The sequence below is a fragment of the Paraburkholderia sp. J67 genome (genome assembly GCF_905220265.1).
In the GTDB taxonomy this organism is placed as follows: domain Bacteria; phylum Pseudomonadota; class Gammaproteobacteria; order Burkholderiales; family Burkholderiaceae; genus Paraburkholderia.
The window spans coordinates 18,756-43,140 of sequence record NZ_CAJMZK010000028.1; the positions used below are offsets into that span (position 1 = coordinate 18,756).

Sequence of the window (24,385 nt, forward strand, 5' to 3'; positions counted from 1 at the left end):
AATTCAGCGGTTCGAAACGACACCGCCCACTCACGACCCTAAGAAAAAGTGAGGGCGTAGCCAGTCAATGTGAGGGCTGGCTTCTCTAGCCCCCACCCAGCCAAATTTCGGAACAAGCGCCACCAAGAGAGACGCGACTACGCCTCAATCGCTTGTATAAGTTTGTCCAGCAGGTGATCGAGCTGATCGCGCTCGCGCATGCTTAGCGGCTTCAACGCTTCCTGCTCATTGGCAATATGGTGCGGCAGGATATCGTCGAGCAAATCGGCGCCCTTTTGCGTCAGGCACACATCGACGCTGCGCCGGTCCTTGGCCGATGCGCGCCTTTCGATAAGCCCCGATCGTTCAAGCCGGTCGAGCCGGCTCGTCATCGCACCTGAAGACAGCATCAACGCTCCGTACAGTTCGGTGGGCGTCAGTTGATACGGCTCGCCTGCGCGGCGCAACGCCGCGATCACATCGAACTCCCCAGTCTGCAAACCGAATTGCGCCGCGAGCGGCATCAAGCGGGTGCGCTCGATCAGATGGCTCGCCTCCAGCAGACGACCGATCGTTGCCATGACATTCGCGTCGATATCCGGTCTCTCTTTGCGCCATTGCTCAGCCGCGCGCTTCGCTCGTCCCATGTCTGCCACTCCAATGCAATTTTCTTGACGTCAAGATATCAGCTTGCGTCTGCGTTGTAACCAGGCTAGTTTACTCGACATCAAGATACTTGATATCGAGTTATATGACTCATCGAAAAGCTGCCAATGACTCGCTGATGCTAGCTGGTGCGATCATCACGTTAGCCTTGAATCTACGGTCCGCGATGGCGAGTGTCGGCCCTCTGCTGGACCGCATCATGGCCACAACAGGACTCGACCATGCGGGAGTCGGCATGCTCACCAGCTTGCCGGTGGGGGCGATGGGCGTGGGTGCGCTGCTGAGCGCTCCGCTGCAAAGGCGCGCTGGCGAGCGCGTCTACGTGGGAATCGGCATCGCGGTGATTGCTGTTGCGTGCGCCGCTCGCGCAGTTGCACATGACGCGGCGGCCATGCTCATCACGGCGTTGCTCGCCGGCGCAGGAATCGCCTTGATCCAAACAATGATGCCCGCGTTCATCAAGCGCATCTATGGCTCGCGCGCAGGCACGATGATGGGCATTTACACCACCGCGATCATGGGGGGAGCCGCTGCGGCGGCTGCGCTCGCCGCACCGCTTGCGCAGGTCTGCGGCTGGTCCAACGCACTGGCAATCTGGACGCTACCTGCGGTGTTTGCTTGCGTGCTTTGGTTCGTGGCCTCGCGTCAGCGTGTGTCACCAGATACGCCGCATAGGCATCCCGTACGGACATCAAATACACGCGCCCCAGTCTGGCGCCGGTGGCGCGCGTGGGCACTGATGGTCTTCTTTGGCGTGGGCACAGGGGCGTACACGCTCGTACTCGCATGGCTACCGCCTTTTTACACACAACTCGGCTGGACCCGAGAGCAGGCGGGCTATCTGCTCGCGGGCGTCACCGTTGCCGAAGTTGTCGCCGGTTTCACCGTCTCGGTCTCGATCGTGCGTATGCCCGACCGGCGCAAGCCCCTGCTCCTCGCACTTGGGCTGCTGATCAGCGGCCTTGTCTGTCTGTTGACAGCGCCGCTTGCACTCGCCCCCTCCGCATGCGTGCTGCTCGGCCTAGGTATCGGCGCACTGTTTCCACTCTCGCTGATCGTCGCGCTCGATCATAGCGCCGACCCAATGCGCGCCGGCGAACTGCTGTCTTTCGTACAAGGCGGCGGCTATCTGATCGCGAGTCTGATGCCGCTGGTCGCCGGAGTATTACGCGATCGCCTGGCGGATCTTACGGTCGCATGGGCAATCATGCTCGCGGGAGCGCTTGCGCTTTGCCTGCTCTGCATACGCTTCTCCCCGCGCTCTTATGCGCGCTTTTCTTCAACGCAAACCTGACGCGAGCCCCCCCAAATGGCTTACTACCTCCACGAAAAACGCCGCAACTACTACGTCGAATTCGGCCAAGGCCGACCAGTCGTTCTCCTGCACGGCATCAGCAATTCCGGACGCGCGTGGAGTCCGCAGATCGCGCGTCTGGTCGAAACCGGGTTTCGCGTGATCGTGCCAGACCATGCCGGTCATGGTGCATCGGCACGAATCGGAGCGCCGCTCGGCATTGAGGATCTAGCACAAGATGTCATTGCCCTGCTCGATCATCTGGATATTGAAAGCGCTCATCTTGTAGGGCTTTCATTGGGTGGCCTCATCGCCATCGAACTTGCGCTTACGGCATCCGCCCGGGTTGATACCCTGGTACTCGCCAACAGTTTTCCGTCGACCTCCACGGACGCCTTTCGCGCGCTGGCCGATCAATGGGCCAGCACGTTTCGCGGCAATGACGGCCCGGTCAAACGCTTCGAAGGCGCGTGGCCCTCGAACGTCAGTGCACCTTTCCGCGCGAGCGACGCAGGGATTGCGACCTGGCAGACATGGCACGCCATCGCCGCGATGGCCGATGGCGAATCGCTGGCCTATATCGCTCAGGGGATTGTCGGCTATGACTCGACAAATCGGCTCTCGACTATCGAGAAGCCAACGCTCGTCATCGCTGGCAGTGACGACCGCATCTCCCCGCCATCGATCAGTCGGGACATGAGTCTTCAACTTCAATGCGCCAAATACGTCGAAATTGAGGCAGCAGCACATATCAGCAATGTCGACTCCGCCGACGCCTTCAACGCTGAGATGATCGCATTCCTCGTGGGAACCGAATCAATCGCACAATAAACAAATGGAGCGCTGCGGTATCATCGGCGTGATTGAGAGTATTGCATTTCAAACGAATATCCTCGCATTGAATGCGGCTGTTGAAGCCGCGCGTGCGGGTGAGCAAGGCAAAGGCTTCGCTGTAGTGGCGGGTGAAGTACGAACTCTCGCGCAAAGGGCTGCCGCTTCTGCGAAAGACGTGAAGGAACTAGTACAAGCGAGTGTGAGCGCAGTCGAAAAAGGCCACGGACTCGTGGACCAAGCTGGCGACACTGTAGCCACCGTCGTGGAGGAGATTGAAAAGGTCTCTGTTCTAGTCAAAGAGATTGCAGCTGCCAGTCATGAACAAAGCCAAGGCCTCGAACAAATAGTGGCAGCGGTGGGAGAAATGGACGACGCGACGCAACGTAATGCGGCACTCGTCGAGGAGAGTACCGCATCGGCACAAGCACTGAGACATCAGGCTACAACACTGCAATCTGTCGCTGGAGTTTTCCGGACCGAATAGTCCTAAAGCACGCTCGCTACCCAGACGGAATCCCCCCTCGAAGACCAGCGACATAGCCCTGCCGCTTCTCAGTCGTTGGTTGGGTCGTACGGACGAGCGTGCCAGCAGGAAAGACGTTCCCAAGATAATCATTGCACTGGCGGCAAGGTTCGTCGTGGTTGCCATGCATATCAGTCTTCGACCTAATCGGCCGAGGGGCGGAGAGCCGCGTGCGAATACCAAGCTACAACGTGTTCCCGCCCTTGTTCTGGACACAAGTATCGTGATGTGAGTTCAAAGCTTCGAGCAGCATGCTGCCGTTGAATGCGAAGGTACTCAACTGCTACTCGAGGAACGACGGGCGACAGAGACGCCTCATCTTCCCGCGCAGCACCATTTAGTCACATGAACCTCGCACCGGCGTCTCCCGTCACCGATCGGCGTGAGATCTCCTCAAATTCATCAGAATTTTTTCTCCTTTCGTTTTTCATCCTTAAGGTGGAGGTTGCGGAACTCTTCCGAACCTAGACTAACTACATCACCTCAGGTAATTCCCGTGATCGATCGATAAAAATCTCCAACTCTTCAATTTCGGCAACGACAATGCTTAGTCGAGATTCGAATCGAACGAATTTAATGGTAAGTATTTAGAAGACGCACAGCAGTTCTTGCGAAGGAGCATAAAATGGAATCGAAAAAGGAAAATTCATTGCGACGTGAGATCGATAAATGGTTCATGCGAACCCGGGATAACCCGATGTCACTGGCGAGAATCGTACTGAATACACGCCGTTGCGTCCGAGTCGAAACGACACAGAATACCGACCCGCTTGTGATCTTCTTTTTCCAACACGGCGATGGATACTGGAGTGTCATCCCTCCGACCCGCTCACGTCCGACAATGTGTGCCTACACATGCGTAGTTTAAGCAAATTTTGGGGAGGAAGTTTTTCATCGGAGTGGGAAAAAAGGACGTAAGTGGCGTTTGACCACGCGAACCACCTGATAATGTTACAGCCAGCGCTAGGCCGATTTCACAAAACTCGACAGTTGTCGGGATATCGTCCACGTCGAACGCACAGGCTCGATAGCGCCCGGCGCCGTCTCCAGAGCGAACCGTGCGTTTGTGCCCCCGACATCGGCGAGCAGGCGTGGACCATCTGCGAAGCGATTCTTCCGCGAGACGGAGAGATTTTCACCAACATTAAACATTGACTGACCTCACTGCGCCGCAATCAAGGTTCGGCACACGTTAATAATCGGAATCTGAATGTGATCGAGGTGCATCGGAAAAGCTCGTGACACACCTCGACACCATCTCGAGTCCGGCGTCAACTCCAGGACGTGTGAAGCATCCGATCGATGAACGTGCTCAGCCGGGACATATCGACACAGCTTAGAACAGGTGCGCGATCCCGACCCGCACGATCGCCTGATTCGGGCTCGATGACGCAGCATACTGTCCATAGAGCCCGTTGATCTGCGCGAACGCGGGCTCACTGCCGTTTCCGGCGTGCTGATACGCGCCTTCCAGATACACATTCGTGCGCTTCGACAGGCGATAGCTCAGCGTAGCGGTCACCTGCTGCGTCAGGATCCTGTCCAGCGTGGCATTGCCCTTCTCCGCCTGGTAATCCGCGCCGAACGACAGGAACGGCGTGAAGTTGTAGAGCGCCCCCACCTGTCCGGCGTACACACGCGCACCGTTAAACGTGTTCCATGTCTCGGTGAACAGCGCATTGAGCAGCGCCGAACCGATTGCATACGTCCCGCCCACGCCCCAGTTGCGGATGCCATCATCGCCGTTATTGATCTGCGCGTACTTCACATCCGTATAGGCCGCAGCGAGATAGAGAGGCCCCCCCTGGTAATTCACACCGGCACTGATTGAACGGTCCTTGGCAAAGTTGCCGGCTACGCCACCAAAACCGTACAGCGCACCGAACGTGAAGCCACCCACCCTGTCGCTGACGAACTTCACCGACGAGGGCACGCGCGCCGAGCCGGCCACACGGTCGAAGTCTGATGCCCCGGTCGGATTGTTCGGAATGCCCAGGCCCGCATAGGGCCCCGACCGAAAGTTGTAGTACCCGCCGAAGGTCATTGAAGCATCAGCCTTCAGCAGGTTCTCCCACATGAAGTCGTACTGGTTACCGAAGGTGAGCTGCCCGATCCCGTCTTTCGTCAGACCGACGTACGCCACCCGCCCAAACAGCGCGGTTGGATCGCCCACTGTCTGCCCGTTCGCCAGGTTGAACTGGTTCTCGAGCCGGAAGATCGCCCGCATACCGCCGCCAAGGTCCTCCACGCCGCGAAAGCCCAGGATGTTCGGGTAATAGATACCCTGATCCAGAATCGCGTTGCCATGTCCTCCCTGGTTGCTCACCCACGTCACGCCGGCGTCCATCAGACCGTAAATGGTCACGCTGCTCTGCGCATGCGCGACGCCAAGCGTCATCATGGCCACAACACCTCCTGCCACCCGTCTCCGTTTCATTTTGTAGTCCTTCTTTTTTGCGCCATAAATCCGGCTTCCTGCCCAGCGGATTACCGCTACTCCTGCTGATGCCTCACCGGTGCGAGAACAAACTCACGCCTCATGGCCGGAACCGTCGCCTCCACGTCCGCGCCATAAGGCGTCTTGCCCGGCCTCACTTCAATGACCGGTTCAATCAGCGAATCCTTCACGCCAAACACGACGTCAGAATCCAGATAGTCACTCGATGCCAGAAATAGGTGCGTCACCAGCGTCTCGCAGTCCTCTGCGGCGATCATGAAGTGCACGTGAGCCGGACGATACGGATGGCGCCCCTGGACGCCGAGCATCTCGCCCACGGGACCATCGGCTGGAATCGGATACGCTGCAGGAACGCTCCCCCACAGCCAGAAGTTGCCTTGTGCGTCGGTTCGAACCCGGCCGCGCCCGCTATACGACTTTGCTTCCTTCTGAACGTCGTAGTAACCGTCGGCATCGGCGTGCCAGACATCGACGATGGCGCCTGCGACGGGCTCGCCAGACGTGTCGAGCACGCGGCCTTCGATCAACATGAGCGGCCCATCTTCGGGTTTGCCGATGTTTTCTCCGGACAGCACCTCAGGTGCGTCCGCAACGTAAAACGGTCCCAGGACGGTTGTTTCGGTTGCACCGCCAGGAAACTCGTGATTGATGGCATCGACCAGCATCGAAACGCCCAGTGCGTCGGAAAGCAGGATGAATTCCTGGCGCGTGTCCGAGCAGATCTGTCCCGTACGCGTCAGAAAGGTAATGGCTTGTTGCCACTCGTCCTGAGACGGACGGACCTCGCGCACAAATGCATGCAGGTGTCGAACGAGCGCGGAGCTGATTTCCTTGGTGCGCGGCGAACTGGTGCCGTTGAGACGCGCAAGCACGGCTTCGGTGATGTTATGTTCGTTGAAGTTGCGCATGGTTTTACCTTTACATCGACAGAACAGCGGAAGGCGGGACACCGGCGAAGGCGGCCTCGAGCATCAGCATCAGGGATGAGCGCTCAACAGGCCGCGGATTCCAGTAGGCCTGTTGCAGGGCGAGGTCGGCCACCACATCGAGCTTCCCGGCAGGCATGCCGAGGGCAGCCAGCGAAGACGGAAGACCTAGTTGCTCGAGCATGGCGTGGAGATAGCTCCATGCATCCGCATCGGGGTTGAGCGCGCGACCAATGCGTGCGACAGCGTCGTTCGCAGCCGTGGCGTTAAAGGCGAGCACGTATGGCAGAACAACCGCATGTGTCGGCGCGTGCGGCAAATCGAACGTACCGCCAAGTACGTGACAGATCTTGTGATGCAGCGCCATGCCAACTGCACCCAGGCACGTGCCGCAAAGCCAGGCGCCATATTGCGCGTTTGCGCGAGCGCTGAGGTTGTGAGGATCATCGGCAATCTCGGCGAGACTGCTGCCAAGCGCCCGAATACCTTCTTCGGCAATCAGCGAAATGATGGGATTGCAGTCCTTCGCATAGAGCGCTTCCGCTGCATGGGCAATGGCATTGAGCCCGCTGCTGGCCGATAGCGTGGCCGGCAAAGACAGCGTCAGATCCACGTCGTAAATCACCACGCGCGGCAGGATTTCCGGCGCACGGCGTGTGGTCTTTCGCCCGTCCTCCGTTTCGCCAAGAATCGGCGTGACTTCCGAACCGGCGTAAGTCGTTGGAATTGCGATTTGCGGCAAGCCCGTTCTCACTGCCAACGCTTTCGCAAGCCCAATTGCCGAGCCGCCGCCGCCCGCCACAATGCAATCGACATCGCTGTTGCGCAGCTTGTCCATGGCGCGTGCGGTCACGTCGGTTGGCGTGTGCATTGTCGCGCCATCGAAGTACCCGGCGCAAAAATCGCCCAACAAATCGACGAGAGAAGCACGCAGATCGCGCTGCTCGGGTGTCGTGATGACGAGTGCACGCCGGCATCCCAGCAGACGCACTTCGTCCGCAAGATCGGCCATGCGGCCCGCCCCGAAGAGAATGCGCGCGGGCGCGCTCGAATAGGTGAACGTTTGCATGGCCGCTCCGTGTTACAACGATTCGCCAGCGAGCCAACGTGCGCCGCGAGCATACAGCGCTTCGACTTCCTGCCCCGTGAGTTGCGGCATGTCGCGCTTCACGGTGTAGCCGATCTGCGTCTGGATATACGCAAGGTGGCGATAGCCCATCGGGAATTCAGCGAGCGCATTCTGGTCGAGCTCCAGCCGCGCAGCAGGATCGACGGTGTCCACGCGATCCTTTTCGTAGATCGGTTGGCGCAGAACGACACCCCAACGCCCATTGCGCTTTTCGACGAAGTCATAGAATCGCCCCGTGCAGACGACATCGCAGAGCACACCCTGAACGTCACCGCGCTGCGAAATGGTCATCTTGGTCTGCACGATCGCGCGATCGCCAGTGAGATCGATCGACGAGCCGCCCAGGAAATGCAGAATGCTCACGCCCTTCTTCCAACCCTCCTGCGTCACGCGAATGAACTCACGCGCGGGGCCCTGGAACCAGGTCGCCATCATTACGCCGTCGTCGTGCCAGACGGTCGCGAAGCGTTCCCAATCGCCTGCGTCGCGCCATACCGCCCAGTTTTCGATGAGATCGCGAATGGCGAGTCGTTCGACGAGTTCCTTTTCCATGCTGTCTTCCTGAAATATTGATTGCATCTTCGCGAGCAGAATGCACTCGCTTCCTGTTACGACATACCTGACACCGTCGGCGCTGAGGGCGTCCCTTCAGCGGGCGCGCTAGACATGGGCTTGCGTGCACTGCGGCCCGGTGCAGTTTCACGCAGCGCGACCACGAGCAACGCTGCAAGTAGCGCCGACACGATGCCAATGACAAACGGAGCACGCGCACCCAGATGATCCGCGGCCGCACCACACAAGACCGGCGCAAAGCAGCCGCCGACTACCTCGCTGATGCCGATCACCCAGCCGATCGCGCGATTGGCGAAAGCGCCTTCCACCGACTCGGCGGGCACCGTAGCGAGCATCACGGGCATCACACCCATTCCGAGCCAGGCGACGAAGATGCCGACACAGAGGATTGCGAAATCGGCTTGAGCAAATGCCACGACGGCTGGTGCGCTGCTGGCCAGCAGAAAACCCAACAGCAAGGTCGGCTTGCGACCAAGACGATCGGATAACGCCGGCATCAACGCACCACCCACGACCGCTGCGAGCCCGAGCGCAATCATGAAGCCGCTCATCTGGGTGTCGGTATAGCCGCGCCCCACAACCAGGTGAAGCGGGCCGAACACCATGACGCTGTAGAACGTGGTGAGAAAGAGGCATACCATCGCCGCGCACACCATCACGTTGCGATTGGCGAGCGGGCGCTTCACTCCCTCCGGCGCGCTAACCGCATCCGTGCGATGGAGTGCGCTGGAGACACGCTCAAGCGTGGGCTCCTTCACGAAGCGCCAAAGCACAATCGCGAGGATCAGACCGGGAACGCCCGTGAGATAGAACGCCGTACGCCAGCCGTGTTCGTGCGCGAGCGGAATGATCAGTGCCGGGCCGAGCAACGAGCCGAATACACCGGCGGCTACTGCCTGAATGAAGCCCATATTGAAGCCACGACGACGCGGCGTGGATTCGACCATCATGAGCGTCTGCACCACAGGCAGCACCGGCCCTTCCGCTACGCCCATGACACAGCGCGCGACGAGCAGCGAGAGAAATCCTGCTGCAAGTCCCGAGCTCACCGAACTGATCGAGAAGACAACAATGGCAATGACGAGCACGAGCTTCTTGATCGCTTGGCGATCAGCAAGCCGGCTGACCACGATCCCCGACGTCGCCCACGTAAGCGACAACGCCGATGTCAACGAGCCAATCTGCAACCCGTTCAGGCCGAATTCGGCATGCAGATAAGGCGTGAGAAAGTTGATCGCCAGCCGGTCAAAGAACAGCAGGCCGTTGGTGACAAACAGCATCACCAGCAACCGGTTTTCGTATCGTTGCATTGTTGTCTCCGCGTCTTTAGTTTTATGGTCGAGTCGCGGGCCAGCGCCCGCGCCGACTTAGATTGATTCGTTGCGCACAGGGTGCCTCAATACGCCCACGCCGCCGACTTCCACTTCCAGTACATCACCGTCCTTCATCCACAAGGGCGGATTGCGCTTGCCGCCGATACCACCTGGGGTACCCGTCGCAATCACATCGCCCGGCTCCAGCTCCGTAAAGGTCGAGCAATACGCGATCATTTCGGGGATGCTGAAGATGAGAAGATCAGTGCTGGAACGCTGGACTTCCACGCCGTTCAGCCGTGTGACGAGGCTGATATCAGTGCCATCAGTGATCTCATCGCGCGTGACCATCCAGGGACCGAAGCCGCCGGACGCCATAAAGTTCTTGCCGGGCGTCCATTGCTGCGTATGACGCTGCCAGTCGCGAATGGTCGCATCGCAATAGGCGGAATAACCGGCCACGTGCTCCCACGCATCTTCAACGGCGATACGGCGGCCGCGTTTTCCGATCACCACGGCGACCTCGCCTTCGAAGTCGAGTTGCTCAGACTCGGGCGGACGCAGCAGAGCCTGGCCGTGGCCGATCTGCGAGTTCGCGAAACGGCCGAACACCATCGGCTTGGCCGTCACATCGCGGCCCGTTTCAAGGCGATGCTCGTGATACGCCACACCGATACAAAGAATTTTCGGCGGATTCGGAATGACCGGCTCGAACGTCACATCGCCGATCTTGAGGGTGGACGTCGCACCGTGGATCAGCTCTTCGACTTGCGAAAGTGCACCAGCGTCGAGCGCATCGCGCAACGTCGGCCAGCGATTGCCACTGAGCGCACGCACATCGACAATGCCTTGCTCGGTGACGACACCCCAGCTCGAACGACCTGCATGGGAAAAGCTCGACAGTTTCATCGTTGTTCCTTCAGATTGCTCAAAAATTCTGCGATTGCATGCTCGGCGAGCTGCGAATCGATGTGAGGCGGCGCGCCCGCCACGCCCACGGCACCCACGCACAGCCCTTCCACGATGACTGGCACACCGCCTTCGATGGGCGTATGCGGAAGCTTCACCATCGAAAAACGGCCTTCATTCAGCGGCTTTTCAAAGAATGTCGTGGGGTGACCGCCTTCCGCTGCACTGCGAGCCTTGTCGAGTGCGCCCTCCGCGCTCATCAGCGGAGCGCCGTCCATACGCGCACCTGCCTGCAGGTACGTCGTCACGTCGACTACCATGACCGAAACCGGCATACCCATCGCTGCCGCGCGCGTGCAGGCGTGGTCGACGAGCTGCTGCGCATCCGTGAGACTTAGCGATGGCTTGTTCAGCATGCGCGTTGCTCCTTTTCTGCCGGCGTCTGCTCGCGCCGAACCTCTTCGAAGAAGCCTTCGACGACGCGGTTGTAGTGGTCAGGCTCTTCGAAGTACGACGAATGGCCGGATTCCGTGAACGTGTACGTACGCGCACCGGGGATGCAACGAGCCGCAGCAAGGTGCGTCTCGCCTCCGATCAGCCGGTTCTGCACACCACCCATGACCAGCGTCGGCACGCTATAGCCGACAAAGTGCTCAGGCATGAGGCGCAGTTCTTCATCAGTGATCGTGGCGAGATTCACCTTCTGGTTCATGCGCGCCAGCATCTGGTAAAGCGCGATCAGATCGGCGTGCTGGGCGACGAAGCGCTCGCTAAAGCCGAGGTCCTGCGGCGGCACAGCCTCACCGGCTGCCACACGGCGGAAGCGTTCCGACACCTGCTCCAGCACCTTGTGATGCGGACCATAGGCGGGCGTCGGTGAGCCGGAGAGCACGAGTCCAACGAATCGCTCCGGCTCGCGTACAGCGAGTGGCAGACCTGACCATGCGCCCATCGATTGGCACACCACTTCGGCCGGCTCCTTCAATTCAGCGTCCATGAGGCGCGCGAGATCCTCGCTGAACTGCCGCGGATGAAACGTCGCCGCGTCGCAGATCGAACCGCCGAAGCCACGCATGTCGAGACAGATCACGCGGCGCGTTTGCTGGAAATACGCGACCTGCTGAAAGAACACCGTCGAATTCGCACCGGCGCCGTGAACAAAAATCATCGGCGGCCCGTCGCCGACTACGTCATAGCGCAAACGCGCACCAGGTACATTAAGAAAAGGCATGATTCAATCCTTAGGCAAGCGGGCCCATGAAAGGCGGTTCGTACCAGGCCGCACCACCGTGAGCGATGGTTTGCGGCCACTGGCTGGGCAAAGCGGGAAAGACGGGGGGCTGAGGCGCGAGACCCGAACGGTCGACACGATCCATGCCGTAGAAGATCTGGATCGCGACCTGATCCGGCCCCTGGACCCAGAAGCCGTAGTGAATGCCGGGCGTGAGTTCGCGCGGCAAATCGAGAATGCGTACATCGCGATTCTCCAGAAAACGCCGTGCCTCAACCAGTTGCTGATAGCTCGCCACGGCAAACCCGCAACCGGCCGCAAAGCCGTAAAGCTCGCGCAACTCACGTGGATAGAGTGCAAGCGTATGATGCTCATCGTCGGCACGCAGGAACACACACTCCTTGCCGTGAACTTCCACGCGCTCGCTCACTTTCAGCCCCAGAATGTCGCGGTAGAACGCGAGCGACGCTTCCATATCGGCGACATAAAGCGTGATGCGTGCAAGACGTGTCAGCTTGAACGGCTGCGGCATCAGGATGCCTTCGACGTCGTAGGGTGCTTCGCGGCGCTCGATGTTGCGATAGCCGTCGAGCGAGTCGCCACGCTCGAGCGTTATATTGACCTCCTGATACTCGGCCATCTGGGGCAGCGGTGGCGTGGTGGTAAAGGCGCGGTCGTACATCGATTCCGGTTTGCTGCGGCCGTCCCAACCTACCTGCTCCATGCCGTAGAAAATTTCGTTGATGTAGCCATCAGGATCGTAGGCGTACGCGTGCCAGTTCGAACCGGGTGCATCGCGGCCAACGCGGCGCAGTTTTGCGTTCTTGTCGAGGAAGTTCAAACCGTCCACGACTTCACGCAAACTGCCTACCTGCCACGAGATCTGCCCAACAACGGAGCCCTTGCGATTCGGCTCGCGCGTGTCGACGAGCATCTGGCTGCCAACTACGACCGTATGATGGTCCGCATTACAGCGCAGAAAATAGCCGGTCGCGTGCTCTTTCGGCAGCCCCGGTACGCGTGTCGAAAAGTCGTCGACGTCGCTGATCGCGAGACCAAGGCTGCGCGACAAGAACGCGACCGTGCCTTCAATGTCCGGCGAGTGGTAGCCAAAGTGGCCGATGCGTCGAATGCGGAAAGGTTGTTCGAGCGCCAGGCCGCCAACGTTGTAGCTCATGCTGTATTCCTCTTCTCTTCTTTAGGCATGTTCATGCTGCGGCGCGGACTGCTTGACCAGCATTCGTGCTGTGCAGGCGAACGCCGAGATCCGCGACGAGGGCGTTCAACGCTTGCGCTTTCACGGCGCCAAACACATAGAAGTCCGGACGAACGACGGCGAATTCAGCATCGAGGTTGTCGAGAAACGCGCGATACGTGCCGTCGATGTCCTCAAAGGCATGGGAGGACGTCGCATCGTCGAACACCCCAACCTTGCAACCCAGGCGATCGAGCGTCGCGCGCGCCTCATCGCCAAGGTAAGCCGCCGGGTCCTTGAGACACCAGAGTTGGAAGCCGCCACCGAGGAACTCGTCACCGCGGTCCTCAATGCCGTCTCGACGCAGACGTCCTTGCGGCGTGAAGAGGCCGCTACCTGCAACAACGTCGCCATGTGCATCACGATGCAGCACGCCGCCGAGCAGCGCCGGAAGCTCGGGCGGATGACCCTCGCCCTTTTCACGCATACCTTGATCACGCGCGGCGGCCTGTGTCGCGTCTACGAGATTGACGACTCGCGAGAGACGATCCGAGGCCATGACCAGCGTGGTCACATGCGGTTCGCGCTCGACGCCGTATTCGTCGAGCAACGCATCGATACTGCGGCCCGCGAGCACTTCCACCAGCTTCCAGCCGAGATTGCGTCCGTCGCGAATGGCTGCACAGCCGCCCTGCCCCATGTAAGGCGGCATCGTGTGCGCCGCGTCGCCCGCGAGGAACACACGGCCCGTACGCCATTGCGAAGTGACACGCGTGTGGTAGTGATAGACCACCTGACGCATGATGCGTACGTCATCGGGTCCCAAGCCGTGCTGACGGGAAAGGAATTCCCATGCGACGTCGGGTTGCGTCATAGCCTCGTCGGTCTCACCTTCCATGACGCGGAACTCCAGACGCAGGCGGTGCTTGCCGATCGGCATGTACATATGCGGGCGCGCCGGATCCATATAGATCTTGAGCTTCGAGAACTCGTCAGGAATCGGACGCAGAATCTCCGCATCGAAGTTGAGCCAGCGCTCGTGCAGGTCGTAGTCGCGCATGTCGATGTCGAGCGCGTTGCGAACGAAGCTGCGGGCGCCATCCGTGCCGACCAGATATTTCGCGCGAACCGTGCGTGCGGCCTCATGCTGTGCACCCGCTTCCTGTGTGAACGGCGCGACCGTCAGCGTGACCGATTCGTCGTTTTGGGAGAGCGCGGTCGCCTCCCAGCCACGCAGCACTTCGACGTTGAGCATCGTGGCCACCTTTGCGGCAATCGAACGCTCGAAGTCGGGCTGGAAAACGGAAACCCGCGACGGCCATCCGCCCAGCAAGCCAGGATATTTCACGACCATCAGCGGTTCGCCGGCTGCATCGACGAAATGGCACGCATCCTGGACAGAGGTCTCGGCAAATGCCATGTCGGTATCGATGCCGGTTGCCTGAACAACACGGCAGACCTCGCCATCGAGCGTCGTCAGGCGCGGCAGCGGATAAGGCTGCGGCCAGCGCTCTACAACCAGGACGCGCGCGCCAGCTGCACCCAGCGTCGATGCCAGAACCTCACCAGCCGGCCCATAGCCGACGATTGCAACGTCATAGTCGTCCGACCGGACATCGCCTTGGATCGCCTCAAGGTTGGCGACCGTCTCCTTGCTTTGATTCACTTACCTTCACCCTTCGAGTGTGACGACGAGTACGAAGGATATTCAGGTCAGCGACATTGATCAAAGCGGTTAGCAATATAATTGTCATCGTTTAAAATGATGATCGGAGACAGACAATGACTACGCCACCCGCGACCAGGGTAACCCCTCAATCAGCGAGTGTCGATCCCGCGCGCATGCGCCTGGATCTGAATTTGATGAGGGTGTTCGACGTCGTCATGACAGAGCGGCACGTCACGCGCGCTGCTGAGAGGCTTGAAATTACGCAGTCTTCTGTGAGCAACGCCCTGAATCGTCTGCGCGAGCTGTTCCAGGATCAACTTTTCGTGAAGTCGGCTCGCGGAGTCAATCCAACACCTCGTGCGCTGACGCTGTGGCCGGCGATTCACCAGTCGATCGAGGACATTTACGATACGGTGCTGCCCACCGACTTCGATGCGCCACATACGGCACAACGCTTCAGGCTGTCGATGGGTGATCTTTCTGCGTCCCTGCTTTTATCGCACCTTTACAGGGGCATTCACGAGCAGGCGCCGGACGCCAGCGTTTTCGTGATCCCGCATGATCCGGCTACCGCCGGCCCTCGTCTGATGCGAGGCGAGATCGATTTCATCGTGAGCATCGAGCCGCCGAAAACGGCGGTTATTCACTCGATGCCACTTTGGTCGGAATCCTATGTTGTTGCAGCGAGACGAGGTCATCCGCTACTCAGGGAGCGAATCTCACTTGCGCAATTCTGCGAAGCGCCGCAACTGACGATCAACTTGCCAGGAGATGACGACTACCCCAGCCCAATCGACGAAGCGTTGGCGAACAGGGATCTCACGCGTAATGTCTGCATGACGGTCAACCAGTTCTCGGTGGCCACATCCATTCTGCTTGACTCGAATCTAATTGCCGCACTACCGGCGCGTTTTGCCATGACGGCCCGCGCCCGGGAACAGATCGACGTTTGCCCGCTGCCCTTCAAGGTGCCTGATATCGTACTGTCGTTGAGCTGGCATCAGCGCAGCAATACGCTGCCCGCGCATCAATGGTTCAAGCAGCGGTTGATTGAGTCGGTCACGCAACTCAATGTGGACGCGGACCGCGGGTCGACGTAAATCCGCGCCCAGCGCGTAGTGTGCTAGCGCACTTCGTCAATCACTGGGTGGTAAAGGGTTCCGACGGTCGCGACGTCCACTTCAATGGAATCGCCCGGCGAAAGATAGATCTCGCCGCCCTCAAGGCCCGCGCGAAGGCGCCCGCCAACGACCAGAATATCGCCCGGCGCGAGCGGTGTGAACGCAGAACAGAAGGCGATCGTATCCGCAATGTCCCGCCTCAAATCTGACGCGGACTGAAAGTCGATTTCGGCGCCGTTCACACGTGTCGTGAGGTGGAGATCGGTCTCGCTTCCCGAGGCATCGCGCGTCGACATCCAGGGACCCATTCCGCAGGTCATGGGGAAATTCATCGCGATCGTCGATGGCCGATCAGGACGTCGCCACTCCATGACCGACGTGTCGCAGAACGGGGCATATCCCGCAACATAGTCGCGCGCCAGCTCTCTCGGAATGCGCCGTCCCGCTCGCCCGATGACGACAGCCAACCTGCCACGCACTTCGAACTGGTCAGTATCGGCAGGTCGAACGATCGGGCCACCGTGTCCAACCAGCGTGCCCGGCAATCTGATGCAGACATCCCGTCTGGACGTGAGCGGAAAGCGCTGCGATCCAGCTGAGTCGCTCTCGCAGAATTCGGCACATAGAATCTTGACGGAATCGGGAATGACGGGCTGCAGCACGACATCCCGCAATTGACAAGTCGGTGGCCCCGCGTCGACGAGGAGATTGAGCTGGCTAACCGCCTGCACCGCAAGCGCATCGCGCAGCGTCGGCCACTCGCCTCCAGAAAGCTGCCTAATGTCGAAAATCCCCGCATCCGTGAGCGCTCCCCACCCGCTCTCACCCTTTTGTGTAAAGCTGACCAGCTTCATCCCGCCTCGTCTCCCTGACCTGAGGTGATGTCGGCCAGCCCGACCACTGGATTTGTACTGGACTTCGCCGACTGAGTTTCGCTAGCGAAGCCTAGGTGGGTAAAGGCAACACAGCAACATAGTTGGGAATATGACAATCATCAGCCAGACAAATGACTAAAAGTCTCAGTTCTTACCTAGCTCCTTTTCCGCTTCGATATTGAGTTGCGTCGCGGCTTCGATCAGCCGCTGCTTGAGCCACTGGTGCGATGGCAGCGTGTTACTGCGCTGATGCCATGTCAGGTACAGAACCGCGTCGGGGATCGAAAACGGCAGAGGACGCGTGTCAATGATGCCCCGTGCGGAGAACGTCAGTGCCAGTCTGGCCGGCAGCACTGCGATGAGATCCGACTCTCGCAGGATAGGTGCCGCAACCGAGAACTGGTTCACGGAAAACCGCACGTCCCGCTTCAGCCCTCGGTTCGCGAGCGCATCATCAACAGCGCTCGGCGCATCGTCCTCGCCAAGCACGTTCACAGCGAGTTGCGGACTTTCACAAAACGCGGCCAGGGAAATTGGACGCTCGAAAAGTGGATGCCCCTTGCGGCCCGCAATCAGGTAAGACGTCGACCAGAGGGGCATACCCTGCACGACAGCAGCGCGCGGCGGCTCCAGCCCGATTGCAAAGTCGACTTCGCCACGCATCAGTCGCGCGCCGGCCATCGCAGGGTCGTGGGGCACGAACGCGAGCCGTGTGTGGGCAGAGTGCGAAGCCAAGACCCGATAAAGGTGCGGCGCTAGTAGTGAAGCGGACAGATCTCCCAGCGAAATCCGGAACCGGAGATCTGTCTCAGTGGCATTCAAATCGCCCAGATGCGTCGCGGCATGGAGCTCCTCCATCGCTTGATGAACCCGGGGCCACATGGCCAAGGCCCGCGGCGTCGGCATGACGCCTTTAGGCGATTTAACGAACAGCTGGTCCTGGAACTGTGTGCGTAACCGGTTAAGTGCATTGCTCACAGCGGATTGCGTCATTTCAAGGCGCTCCGCAGCGCGCGTGACGTGTCGCTCAGTCATCACGACGTCGAAGACGTTAAGCAAATTCAGATCAATCCGCTCCGCAGCAGCCGGTTCATTCGCACGGGCTTGCTGCTTCTTTGTCTCCTTCACATCTTTCATTTCCATTCCTTAGTTATCACCACGCGTGATGATATTAATATCGCGCACAGCTTTGATCAATGACCACTCCACCTTCTACGCTTGCGTCATTCCAGCTACACGGCCGGAAAAAGCGCCCCTAAACCGAGGGCGTAACGACACCACAAGAACAGGAGATGGAGACAGCATGAAGAAGTCTGCTGCGCGCCCGCGCGCGTACTCACGTTGCCGCGTCAACATGATGCTGCTGACAGGCACACTCGCCTTCGCAACGAGCAACACCTGTCATGCGCAGGTCACGCTTTATGGCACGATCGACAACGGCATAACCTACATCTCGAACGTGGCCGGCGGCAAACAGATTGAAATGCAACCGGGCATCATGTGGAAAAGCGGATTCGGCGTCAGAGGTACCGAAGATCTTGGTGGCGGCAGCAGCTTTTTCTTCGACGTTTCGCACAGCTTCAATGCATCGAATGGTGCCGACTACGGTTACGGCCCCCAGATCGGCGTTCGTAACGACACCTGGGGCACACTGACTGTCGGACAACTGAACGATTTCATGTTTCAGTCGCTGACGCTTTCGCGCTGGGGTCCTGAACTCTATGCGATGCCGCCGTACAACAGTTCTGCGGGCCCCTTCTCTGGCTTCAATCTCAACATGGGCTCGCTGGATTTCAACGGGGTGATCGGCTGGTATCTGTTCAACAACGCCGTCTCTTACCGCACACCCGCGATCTACGGACTTTCACTCGGTGCGATGTATGCATTCGGTGGCGTGCCCGGTCATACCGGCAGGGGCAATACGCAGAGCTTTGGCGCCGACTATTCGTGCGGACCGCTCCAACTGGACGCCGCTTATACGTACACCCGCGACACCGACATCGTGAATGACGGACAGGCATTGCGAAACGTCGGCTTCGGTGGACGGCTGAGTATCGGAATCGGCTCTATCGATGCCCTCTACACCAACTCGAGAAATCCGAACAATGGCGCCGGCGCACAGGTGGTCAGTTTCGGCGGGTTTTATCCCGTCACGCCGAACGTGACCCTGTCGCTGCACTACCAGTACAACTGGGGCAACGCTGTACTCAACCACGACCATGATCATCAGGTTTCGGTCGGTGCGTTCTACGGTCTTTCGAAACGCACTGATATCTACGCCATTGCCGTCTATCAGCGCGCAAGCGGCGTCGATGCGGTGGCACGTATCGGCTTTCTGCCGCAGTCTTCATCGACCGATACCCAGTCGTTGGTGCGCATCGGCATCACGCATCGCTTCTGAGCGACGACACGCCATACCATCGATACATAATCCGCAACGAGACCCATCATGAAAAGCGCACTGCGTTTCTCGCTCACTTGTTTGACCATTGGCATCAGCCTTCTGGCGGCTGATGTGGCTCAGGCTCAACCGAAGAAGGTCTGCAAGATCGGCTGGCATATCGACCAGAAGTCAGATCGTTGCCGCCCGCCTCGCCGGGGCCCAGCACCGCCTGCTCGCATCCCGAGCCCACCGGGCCCGCCGCGTGGGCGAGGCGCCAGCGAACCCGCGGCGCCGGCCGCATCGGCTCCACAGATGTCATCCAGGCAGTGATCCGGTTCGGACTGGCATAATCTGTCGCTCCGCCGGGCACATTGTTGCTTCGTCCGGCGGGCAGGAGTTCACTTTGGTTACGGCTTCAGCGTGCTGAACCAGGCTGAAATATTCGCGATATCACCATCGCTTAGCGGACCAGCCATCGCATTCATGATGGCGTTCTGCCGGGTATGGCCATCGCGATAGGATTTCAGCGCGTCTTCCAAATAGTCTCTCTTTTGGCCCGCGAGATTCGGCACACCGGGTATCAGCGCGATTCCGTTCGTATTGTGGCAAGCGAAACAAACCGCCGCACGTTGCTTTCCAGTCGCAGCATCGACGCCAGGCGCTCTGCTCTCTGCATAAGCCGACGAACAGTTCGCAAGACAAACTAGAGCGACTGCGAAAATAGTGGTTCTCATATTCGACACTTCTTACCCGCCTTAGTTAAAACCGTCTCGCAGGGACACCATCACCCCGTACGCCAGGAAAGCGGCAATCCACAGGCCCAGAATGGATAGCGCGCCGCTTGCGAGATAGCGCACAGGCTTGTCGGCGTTGTAGCGCCCCGCCGTGCGTCCGGCGCGATAGAGCAACGTCAAATAGAATCCTCCAACCACGCCGCCGATCCCTGTCAGGGTCAAGAAGAAGAGCAGCATCGACGGGGTGTCGGGGTGAACCCGGTAGCTATGAATGTCGTAGCCAAATGGCTTCAGATAGCGTACGCGGATCACTTCGCGCCAGACAGCGAGCAGCGCAACAATCATGAAGCTAGCCACAATGGGTAGATAACCATGTCCCTTCGTGACCGGAAGCCGCATCCATACGCCCATGATCGCAAGGGCGCCGACGATAAGCCATCCGCCGGGAAGCAGTTCGAGACCTGACTCCGGCGGCAAGTCGAACTGCCATGCGAGCATAGGCACAATCGACGACAGGAAGCCCCATTTCGCAATCTGTCGACCGAGCTCCCTCGCGAAGACCAGATAACCCGCATCGCAATCGCGACGCCCTGAAAAGTAGTGCGCGTAGGCAATCAGGAATACGCCAATGACGGGTACGGATAGCCCCATGATGAAGGCGTAGCGCGCCCACTCGATCGCATGCAAGGCGGCACCTCGCGTATCGGCTACACCACTCGGCGCGTACCAGTTCATCCATCTCCCAGGCAGCAACGCCTGATACGACAGCGCGTGCATGATGAGTCCGTCAAGACAAAATAGCAGCAACGCGCCCCACGCATAGAGTCCGACACGGCGTTTTGCATGCGCACGATTCGACTCGTAAAACACGTACCACAGGCAGTAGGCCAGCAGCAGAGTAAAAATGAACGCGAGTGCCCAGCGCCCGGACAAGACATTCGACGTGTACCACTGCGGATCGTAGATGACCTGCGTGAACAATAGCGGCGCGACCCCAAGCACAATCAGCAGCGAAACGCCGACCTTCGCGACTTTCGTCATCGAAGTCGAGAGCCGCGCCCAGTGCTCCCCCGCTGATCGAGCATGAAAGGCGTATATGGCCAGACCCGCTGCGCCCATCGACAGATGAACAAAGGCGATATGGAACGCCCACGTGATCACCATGAGCACCTGAAAAACAAACGGCTGCGCGGGAATCCCGGCGGGATCACGCATCGCGTTCATGACTGCACCTATTTCCATTCCCTGGATCCCGGCAGCACTAGCTACCGCCTCCGTTACGTTTATCGATCAGATGGTCGACATCCTTTCCCGCGTCGACGGCCGCCAGGTAATGAGCAATGGCGCGAACCTCGGCGTCCGGCAGGTCGATGCGGGGCATGTAGGGTTGCGTACCGTGAGCGAGCGGGCCGCGCAGGAACGCTGCGATCAGGTCCTCATCGGTCGCTTCATGGAGCTTGTCGGGCAAACTTCGCAGAGGCCCGCGCGGCTCCAGCGAATGGCAGTTGGCGCAAGCGATCTTCGTCAGCAAACGCCCCACCTCAAGCCGATTGGCGTCATTGATCACCCTGAGGCGATCCGGGATGAAGGGATGCAGCGAGAGCAGTCCATGGGTCGCAATCACGTCCACCTCACTGCGTACGTCTCGCCCTGGAACGTCCCGGGCTATGATCTGATTGCCATAGATGTATTGACCGGCCACGAATGGCTTTCGCATCGATTCCCGCATGCGCTCTTCCGGCCACACACCCGCCACTGCGATCAACACAAAAAACGGGACCGCTAGCGACGTGTAGACGTGCTGTGGAAACCACCAACAGAGGACCAACCAGCTTGTCGTGACGAAAAACACTGCGAGCATCTCACGCCCGTAGACAGGCAGCAGATGTGTATTGAGCATGACGATCGCGTTCTGCGGCAGCGTGTGGAGATAGCAGAAGAACATGAGCACAGCGATTGCGCCGCCGGCCAGCCCTGCGGGAGCGACCAGCCGAACGATCTCGCGCCGCAGCGCCGACTCCCTCACACGACTCACGATCATCAGACCAACAATCGCCGCCATGACGAGCATCCCACCCGTACGGACGCCAAGCTGTGCGAAAAAGTTCGGGCTGAAAAATGCATCCGCAGCTTCGCCTGTCGTGTACCAGGTCGCTTGCCCCGGCCACATCATGAAGGAGAGAACGCCAACGATCAGCAGCATCGTCGCCCACGAGGCCATGGCGAACGTCCACGTGAGTATGAGATGCGTTCGTGCGTCGACCTTGTCGATGAGATAGACGAGTGCGTATACACCGATGACCTCGACGGTAAAGTAGACCCACTCGCTCGCCCACACCCAGACGAAATTGTGGATGAGGCCGCCGACACCGCGCGGACTTGCGACAGTGATTGCATACCAGATACCCGGTCCCGTAATCGATCCGATGATGTACGAGAAGACGAGTAGAAAGGCGCCGTAGCGTTTGATGAATGACAGCAGCTCGGGTTTGTCCTGCCGGAATGCGCGTGTCTCCAGTAGCGCAAACAGGAACGACGCGCCCACCGATGTGTGCGAAGCGACAACATGGACAACACCAATAATGCCCATCACCCAGGCCGTACCAATGCCCGGAATATAAAAGGTCGGATACATGCCAAGCATGCGGATAAGCTCTCTGTATTTCGGATATGGAATCAGGATAGATTCGACGGTGCCACGCGCTACGTCGAATTGAATTGCAGTATTGCGAGGGATTGATGCGTCGACGCTCAAGCGCTCGGGCCAGCGTGACTGGGCAGAGGAAATGCACAAACCGCGTGAAAGCGAGAGCCTATGAAATATCCGGCTCCGTTCTGGCGGATACGCCGCGGATCAAATCCCGTCCGCGTACGTATCCGCAAATCCTTCAGATCGTGCCGGCCTTCATCTGTTTGACAGCGTAGTCTGCCGCGCGCGCCGTCAATGCCATGTACGTCAGCGAGGGATTGACCGAACCCGACGAGGCCATCGCCGCCCCGTCGGTGACGAACAGATTCGGAATATCGTGGCTCTGATTGAATCCGTTCAGGAAGGACGTAGCGGGATCACGCCCCATGCGCGCGCCGCCCATCTCGTGGATAGAGCTACCTGGTCGTCCCAGTTCTGGCGACGCAAATAACACATCCCACCCCATGAGACCTGCAAACTTCCGTGCTTCGTTCGTGGCGTGTTCCGCGAGCCGATGTTCGTTGTCCGAGAACTCAAAGTTGATTTGGAGTTGCGCCATACCGTATGCGTCTTTGCCGGCGTGCGATAACGTCACCGCGTTGGATGCGCGAGGCAAAGTCTCGATAAATCCACCCATGAAAATGATCCAGTCGCCCACGCCCTTCAGGTCCTTTTTCAACGCGACACCGAGCCCTGGACCATCGGCGCCACGCGTGTACCCGCGTCGTGACACACCGCCCTGGAACGCGTAACCGCGCAGCAGGCCTTCCTGAGATTCCGTTACGTTCAGATACCGCGGAATGATGAACGCGGCCGGCCGGTTGATTGCGTATGTACGATCGTCAAAGCCCTTGATACGCGCAACAAACGTCGTCGCCCCGTGGTCCATGACATACTTGCCGAGGACACCGCTGGAGTTGCCCAGGCCATTTGGGAACGATTCACAGGCAGAACGCAGCAGAATCCCGACGGAATTGAACGCTGATGCGTTGAGAAACACCGCGCGCGCCGTGAGCTTTTTTCGCGAGCCATCTAGCGCGCTTAAAAGACTGACGCCCGTGACGCGTTTCGACGTGGAATCGTAATCGACGCGCTCGACGATCTGGTCCGTCAATAGCGTGAGATTGCCGGTGGCCCGTGCGGCCGGGAGTGTCGAACTCTGGGTGCTGAAATACGCTCCGTACGAGCAGCCGCGCGAACAGATGAGGCGCGCCTGGCACGGGGCACGCCCTTCCTTTGCCTCGCGAAGATGGGCGATACGTCCGATGATCAGCTGACGCCGGCCGTCGTACTGCTCGGCAAGACGCTTCTTGAGCGCCAGTTCCGGAGCCGTTAGACCAAAAGGTGCTTGAAACACGCCGTTCGGCAGGCCCTCGACCTTGTCGGTCGCGTCGCCTGAAACACCGATGAACGACTCCACGTACGAATACCAGCGTTCAATATCGCGGTAACGGATTGGCCAGTCGCTTCCGTTGCCATCCTTGAGATTCGCTTCGAAATCGTGGTCGTCACGACGAAACACGTGACGCCCCCAGGTGAGTGATCGGCCACCAAGCTGATATCCACGCCTCCACTGGAACGGCACGGGGCCGCTCGATTCATAGGGATTCTGCCGGTCATTGACCCAATGATCCTGGGTCCACTCGTTGAAGAAAAGCCCTTGCTGCTCCTTGTAATCGGCATTGAAAAGCTTTTGATCGCCGATGCCGCGGAACGGCATTTCCCAGGGGGCCTTCATCTCATTATGGTAGTCGGCCTGGTGCTCGATCATCTTGCCCCGTTCGATCAGCGCGACCTTGAGCCCCTTTTCGGTCAGCTCCTTGGCAGCCCAGCCGCCCGAGATACCCGAGCCCACCACAATCACATCGAAATCGTAATGCATGA

The 24,385-nt window shown here is 59.3% G+C and carries 22 protein-coding genes; 5 read left to right on the top strand and 17 right to left on the bottom strand.

Annotated features, from left to right (window positions below):
• Positions 1-137 precede the first annotated feature (137 nt).
• Positions 138-626, bottom strand: coding sequence for a MarR family winged helix-turn-helix transcriptional regulator (locus U5782_RS33200; protein WP_322048088.1), 489 nt, complete (start codon positions 624-626; stop codon positions 138-140).
• A 137-nt stretch (positions 627-763) separates the two neighbouring features.
• Between U5782_RS33200 and U5782_RS33205 the strand changes: the two genes are divergently transcribed.
• From U5782_RS33205 to U5782_RS33215, 3 genes are read left to right on the top strand one after another with little or no spacing between them, the layout of a single operon-like run.
• The gene (locus U5782_RS33205; protein ID WP_415914452.1) at positions 764-1,939 is read left to right on the top strand and encodes an MFS transporter; all 1,176 of its coding nucleotides are present in this window, start codon (positions 764-766) and stop codon (positions 1,937-1,939) included.
• Positions 1,940-1,954: 15 nt separating this feature from the next.
• Positions 1,955-2,770, top strand: coding sequence for an alpha/beta fold hydrolase (locus tag U5782_RS33210; RefSeq protein WP_322048090.1), 816 nt, complete (start codon positions 1,955-1,957; stop codon positions 2,768-2,770).
• 4 nt (positions 2,771-2,774) lie between these two features.
• Positions 2,775-3,257 (top strand): methyl-accepting chemotaxis protein, encoded by a 483-nt coding sequence (locus U5782_RS33215; RefSeq protein WP_322048091.1) that lies wholly within the window; start codon positions 2,775-2,777, stop codon positions 3,255-3,257.
• A gap of 1,375 nt (positions 3,258-4,632) precedes the next feature.
• Here the strand turns inward: U5782_RS33215 and U5782_RS33220 are convergent.
• The 10 genes from U5782_RS33220 to U5782_RS33265 form a co-directional block, all read right to left on the bottom strand.
• The gene (locus U5782_RS33220; protein WP_322048092.1) at positions 4,633-5,697 is read right to left on the bottom strand and encodes a porin; all 1,065 of its coding nucleotides are present in this window, start codon (positions 5,695-5,697) and stop codon (positions 4,633-4,635) included.
• 92 nt (positions 5,698-5,789) lie between these two features.
• Complete coding sequence (locus U5782_RS33225; protein WP_322048093.1) at positions 5,790-6,662, bottom strand: intradiol ring-cleavage dioxygenase; 873 nt, start codon at positions 6,660-6,662, stop codon at positions 5,790-5,792.
• 10 nt (positions 6,663-6,672) lie between these two features.
• A complete protein-coding gene (locus tag U5782_RS33230) occupies positions 6,673-7,749 on the bottom strand; it encodes a maleylacetate reductase (RefSeq protein ID WP_322048094.1) in 1,077 nt (358 codons plus the stop codon).
• 12 nt (positions 7,750-7,761) lie between these two features.
• A complete protein-coding gene (locus tag U5782_RS33235) occupies positions 7,762-8,361 on the bottom strand; it encodes a nuclear transport factor 2 family protein (RefSeq protein WP_322048095.1) in 600 nt (199 codons plus the stop codon).
• Positions 8,362-8,417: 56 nt separating this feature from the next.
• Complete coding sequence (locus tag U5782_RS33240; RefSeq protein ID WP_322048096.1) at positions 8,418-9,692, bottom strand: MFS transporter; 1,275 nt, start codon at positions 9,690-9,692, stop codon at positions 8,418-8,420.
• 57 nt (positions 9,693-9,749) lie between these two features.
• A complete protein-coding gene (locus tag U5782_RS33245) occupies positions 9,750-10,604 on the bottom strand; it encodes a fumarylacetoacetate hydrolase family protein (RefSeq protein ID WP_322048097.1) in 855 nt (284 codons plus the stop codon).
• Positions 10,601-11,020, bottom strand: a complete 420-nt coding sequence (locus U5782_RS33250) for a heme-binding protein (RefSeq protein ID WP_322048098.1) — start codon at positions 11,018-11,020, stop codon at positions 10,601-10,603. The genes U5782_RS33245 and U5782_RS33250 overlap by 4 nt, the downstream gene beginning before the upstream one ends.
• Positions 11,014-11,835, bottom strand: coding sequence for an alpha/beta hydrolase (locus U5782_RS33255; RefSeq protein ID WP_322048099.1), 822 nt, complete (start codon positions 11,833-11,835; stop codon positions 11,014-11,016). The genes U5782_RS33250 and U5782_RS33255 overlap by 7 nt, the downstream gene beginning before the upstream one ends.
• 10 nt (positions 11,836-11,845) lie before the next feature.
• A complete protein-coding gene (locus tag U5782_RS33260) occupies positions 11,846-13,012 on the bottom strand; it encodes a VOC family protein (protein WP_322048100.1) in 1,167 nt (388 codons plus the stop codon).
• 31 nt (positions 13,013-13,043) lie between these two features.
• Positions 13,044-14,696 (bottom strand): bifunctional 3-(3-hydroxy-phenyl)propionate/3-hydroxycinnamic acid hydroxylase, encoded by a 1,653-nt coding sequence (locus U5782_RS33265; protein ID WP_322048101.1) that lies wholly within the window; start codon positions 14,694-14,696, stop codon positions 13,044-13,046.
• A gap of 116 nt (positions 14,697-14,812) precedes the next feature.
• Here U5782_RS33265 and U5782_RS33270 point away from each other — a divergent pair, with 116 nt between their 5' ends.
• A complete protein-coding gene (locus tag U5782_RS33270; protein WP_322048102.1) occupies positions 14,813-15,799 on the top strand; it encodes a LysR family transcriptional regulator in 987 nt (328 codons plus the stop codon).
• A gap of 23 nt (positions 15,800-15,822) precedes the next feature.
• Here the strand turns inward: U5782_RS33270 and U5782_RS33275 are convergent, their stop codons facing one another.
• Together U5782_RS33275 and U5782_RS33280 are read right to left on the bottom strand one after the other, a co-directional pair.
• Positions 15,823-16,674 carry a fumarylacetoacetate hydrolase family protein gene (locus tag U5782_RS33275; protein WP_322048103.1) on the bottom strand — a complete coding sequence of 284 codons (852 nt, stop codon included), beginning with the start codon at positions 16,672-16,674 and terminating at the stop codon, positions 15,823-15,825.
• A 165-nt stretch (positions 16,675-16,839) separates the two neighbouring features.
• Positions 16,840-17,832, bottom strand: coding sequence for a LysR family transcriptional regulator (locus tag U5782_RS33280; protein ID WP_322048104.1), 993 nt, complete (start codon positions 17,830-17,832; stop codon positions 16,840-16,842).
• A 166-nt stretch (positions 17,833-17,998) separates the two neighbouring features.
• Between U5782_RS33280 and U5782_RS33285 the strand changes: the two genes are divergently transcribed.
• Positions 17,999-19,096 (top strand): porin, encoded by a 1,098-nt coding sequence (locus U5782_RS33285; RefSeq protein WP_322048105.1) that lies wholly within the window; start codon positions 17,999-18,001, stop codon positions 19,094-19,096.
• 389 nt (positions 19,097-19,485) lie between these two features.
• On the opposite strand, the gene U5782_RS33290 is transcribed toward U5782_RS33285, so the two are convergent.
• From U5782_RS33290 to U5782_RS33305, 4 genes are all read right to left on the bottom strand, one after another.
• A complete protein-coding gene (locus tag U5782_RS33290; protein WP_322048106.1) occupies positions 19,486-19,812 on the bottom strand; it encodes a cytochrome c in 327 nt (108 codons plus the stop codon).
• A gap of 21 nt (positions 19,813-19,833) precedes the next feature.
• Positions 19,834-21,036: a hypothetical protein gene (locus tag U5782_RS33295; protein WP_322048107.1), complete on the bottom strand. Its 1,203-nt coding sequence runs from the start codon at positions 21,034-21,036 to the stop codon at positions 19,834-19,836.
• Between the two features lie 37 nt (positions 21,037-21,073).
• Positions 21,074-22,567 (bottom strand): cytochrome ubiquinol oxidase subunit I, encoded by a 1,494-nt coding sequence (locus U5782_RS33300; RefSeq protein ID WP_322048108.1) that lies wholly within the window; start codon positions 22,565-22,567, stop codon positions 21,074-21,076.
• Positions 22,568-22,700: 133 nt separating this feature from the next.
• The gene (locus U5782_RS33305) at positions 22,701-24,383 is read right to left on the bottom strand and encodes a GMC family oxidoreductase (RefSeq protein ID WP_322048109.1); all 1,683 of its coding nucleotides are present in this window, start codon (positions 24,381-24,383) and stop codon (positions 22,701-22,703) included.
• Between the last annotated feature and the right edge of the window lie 2 nt (positions 24,384-24,385).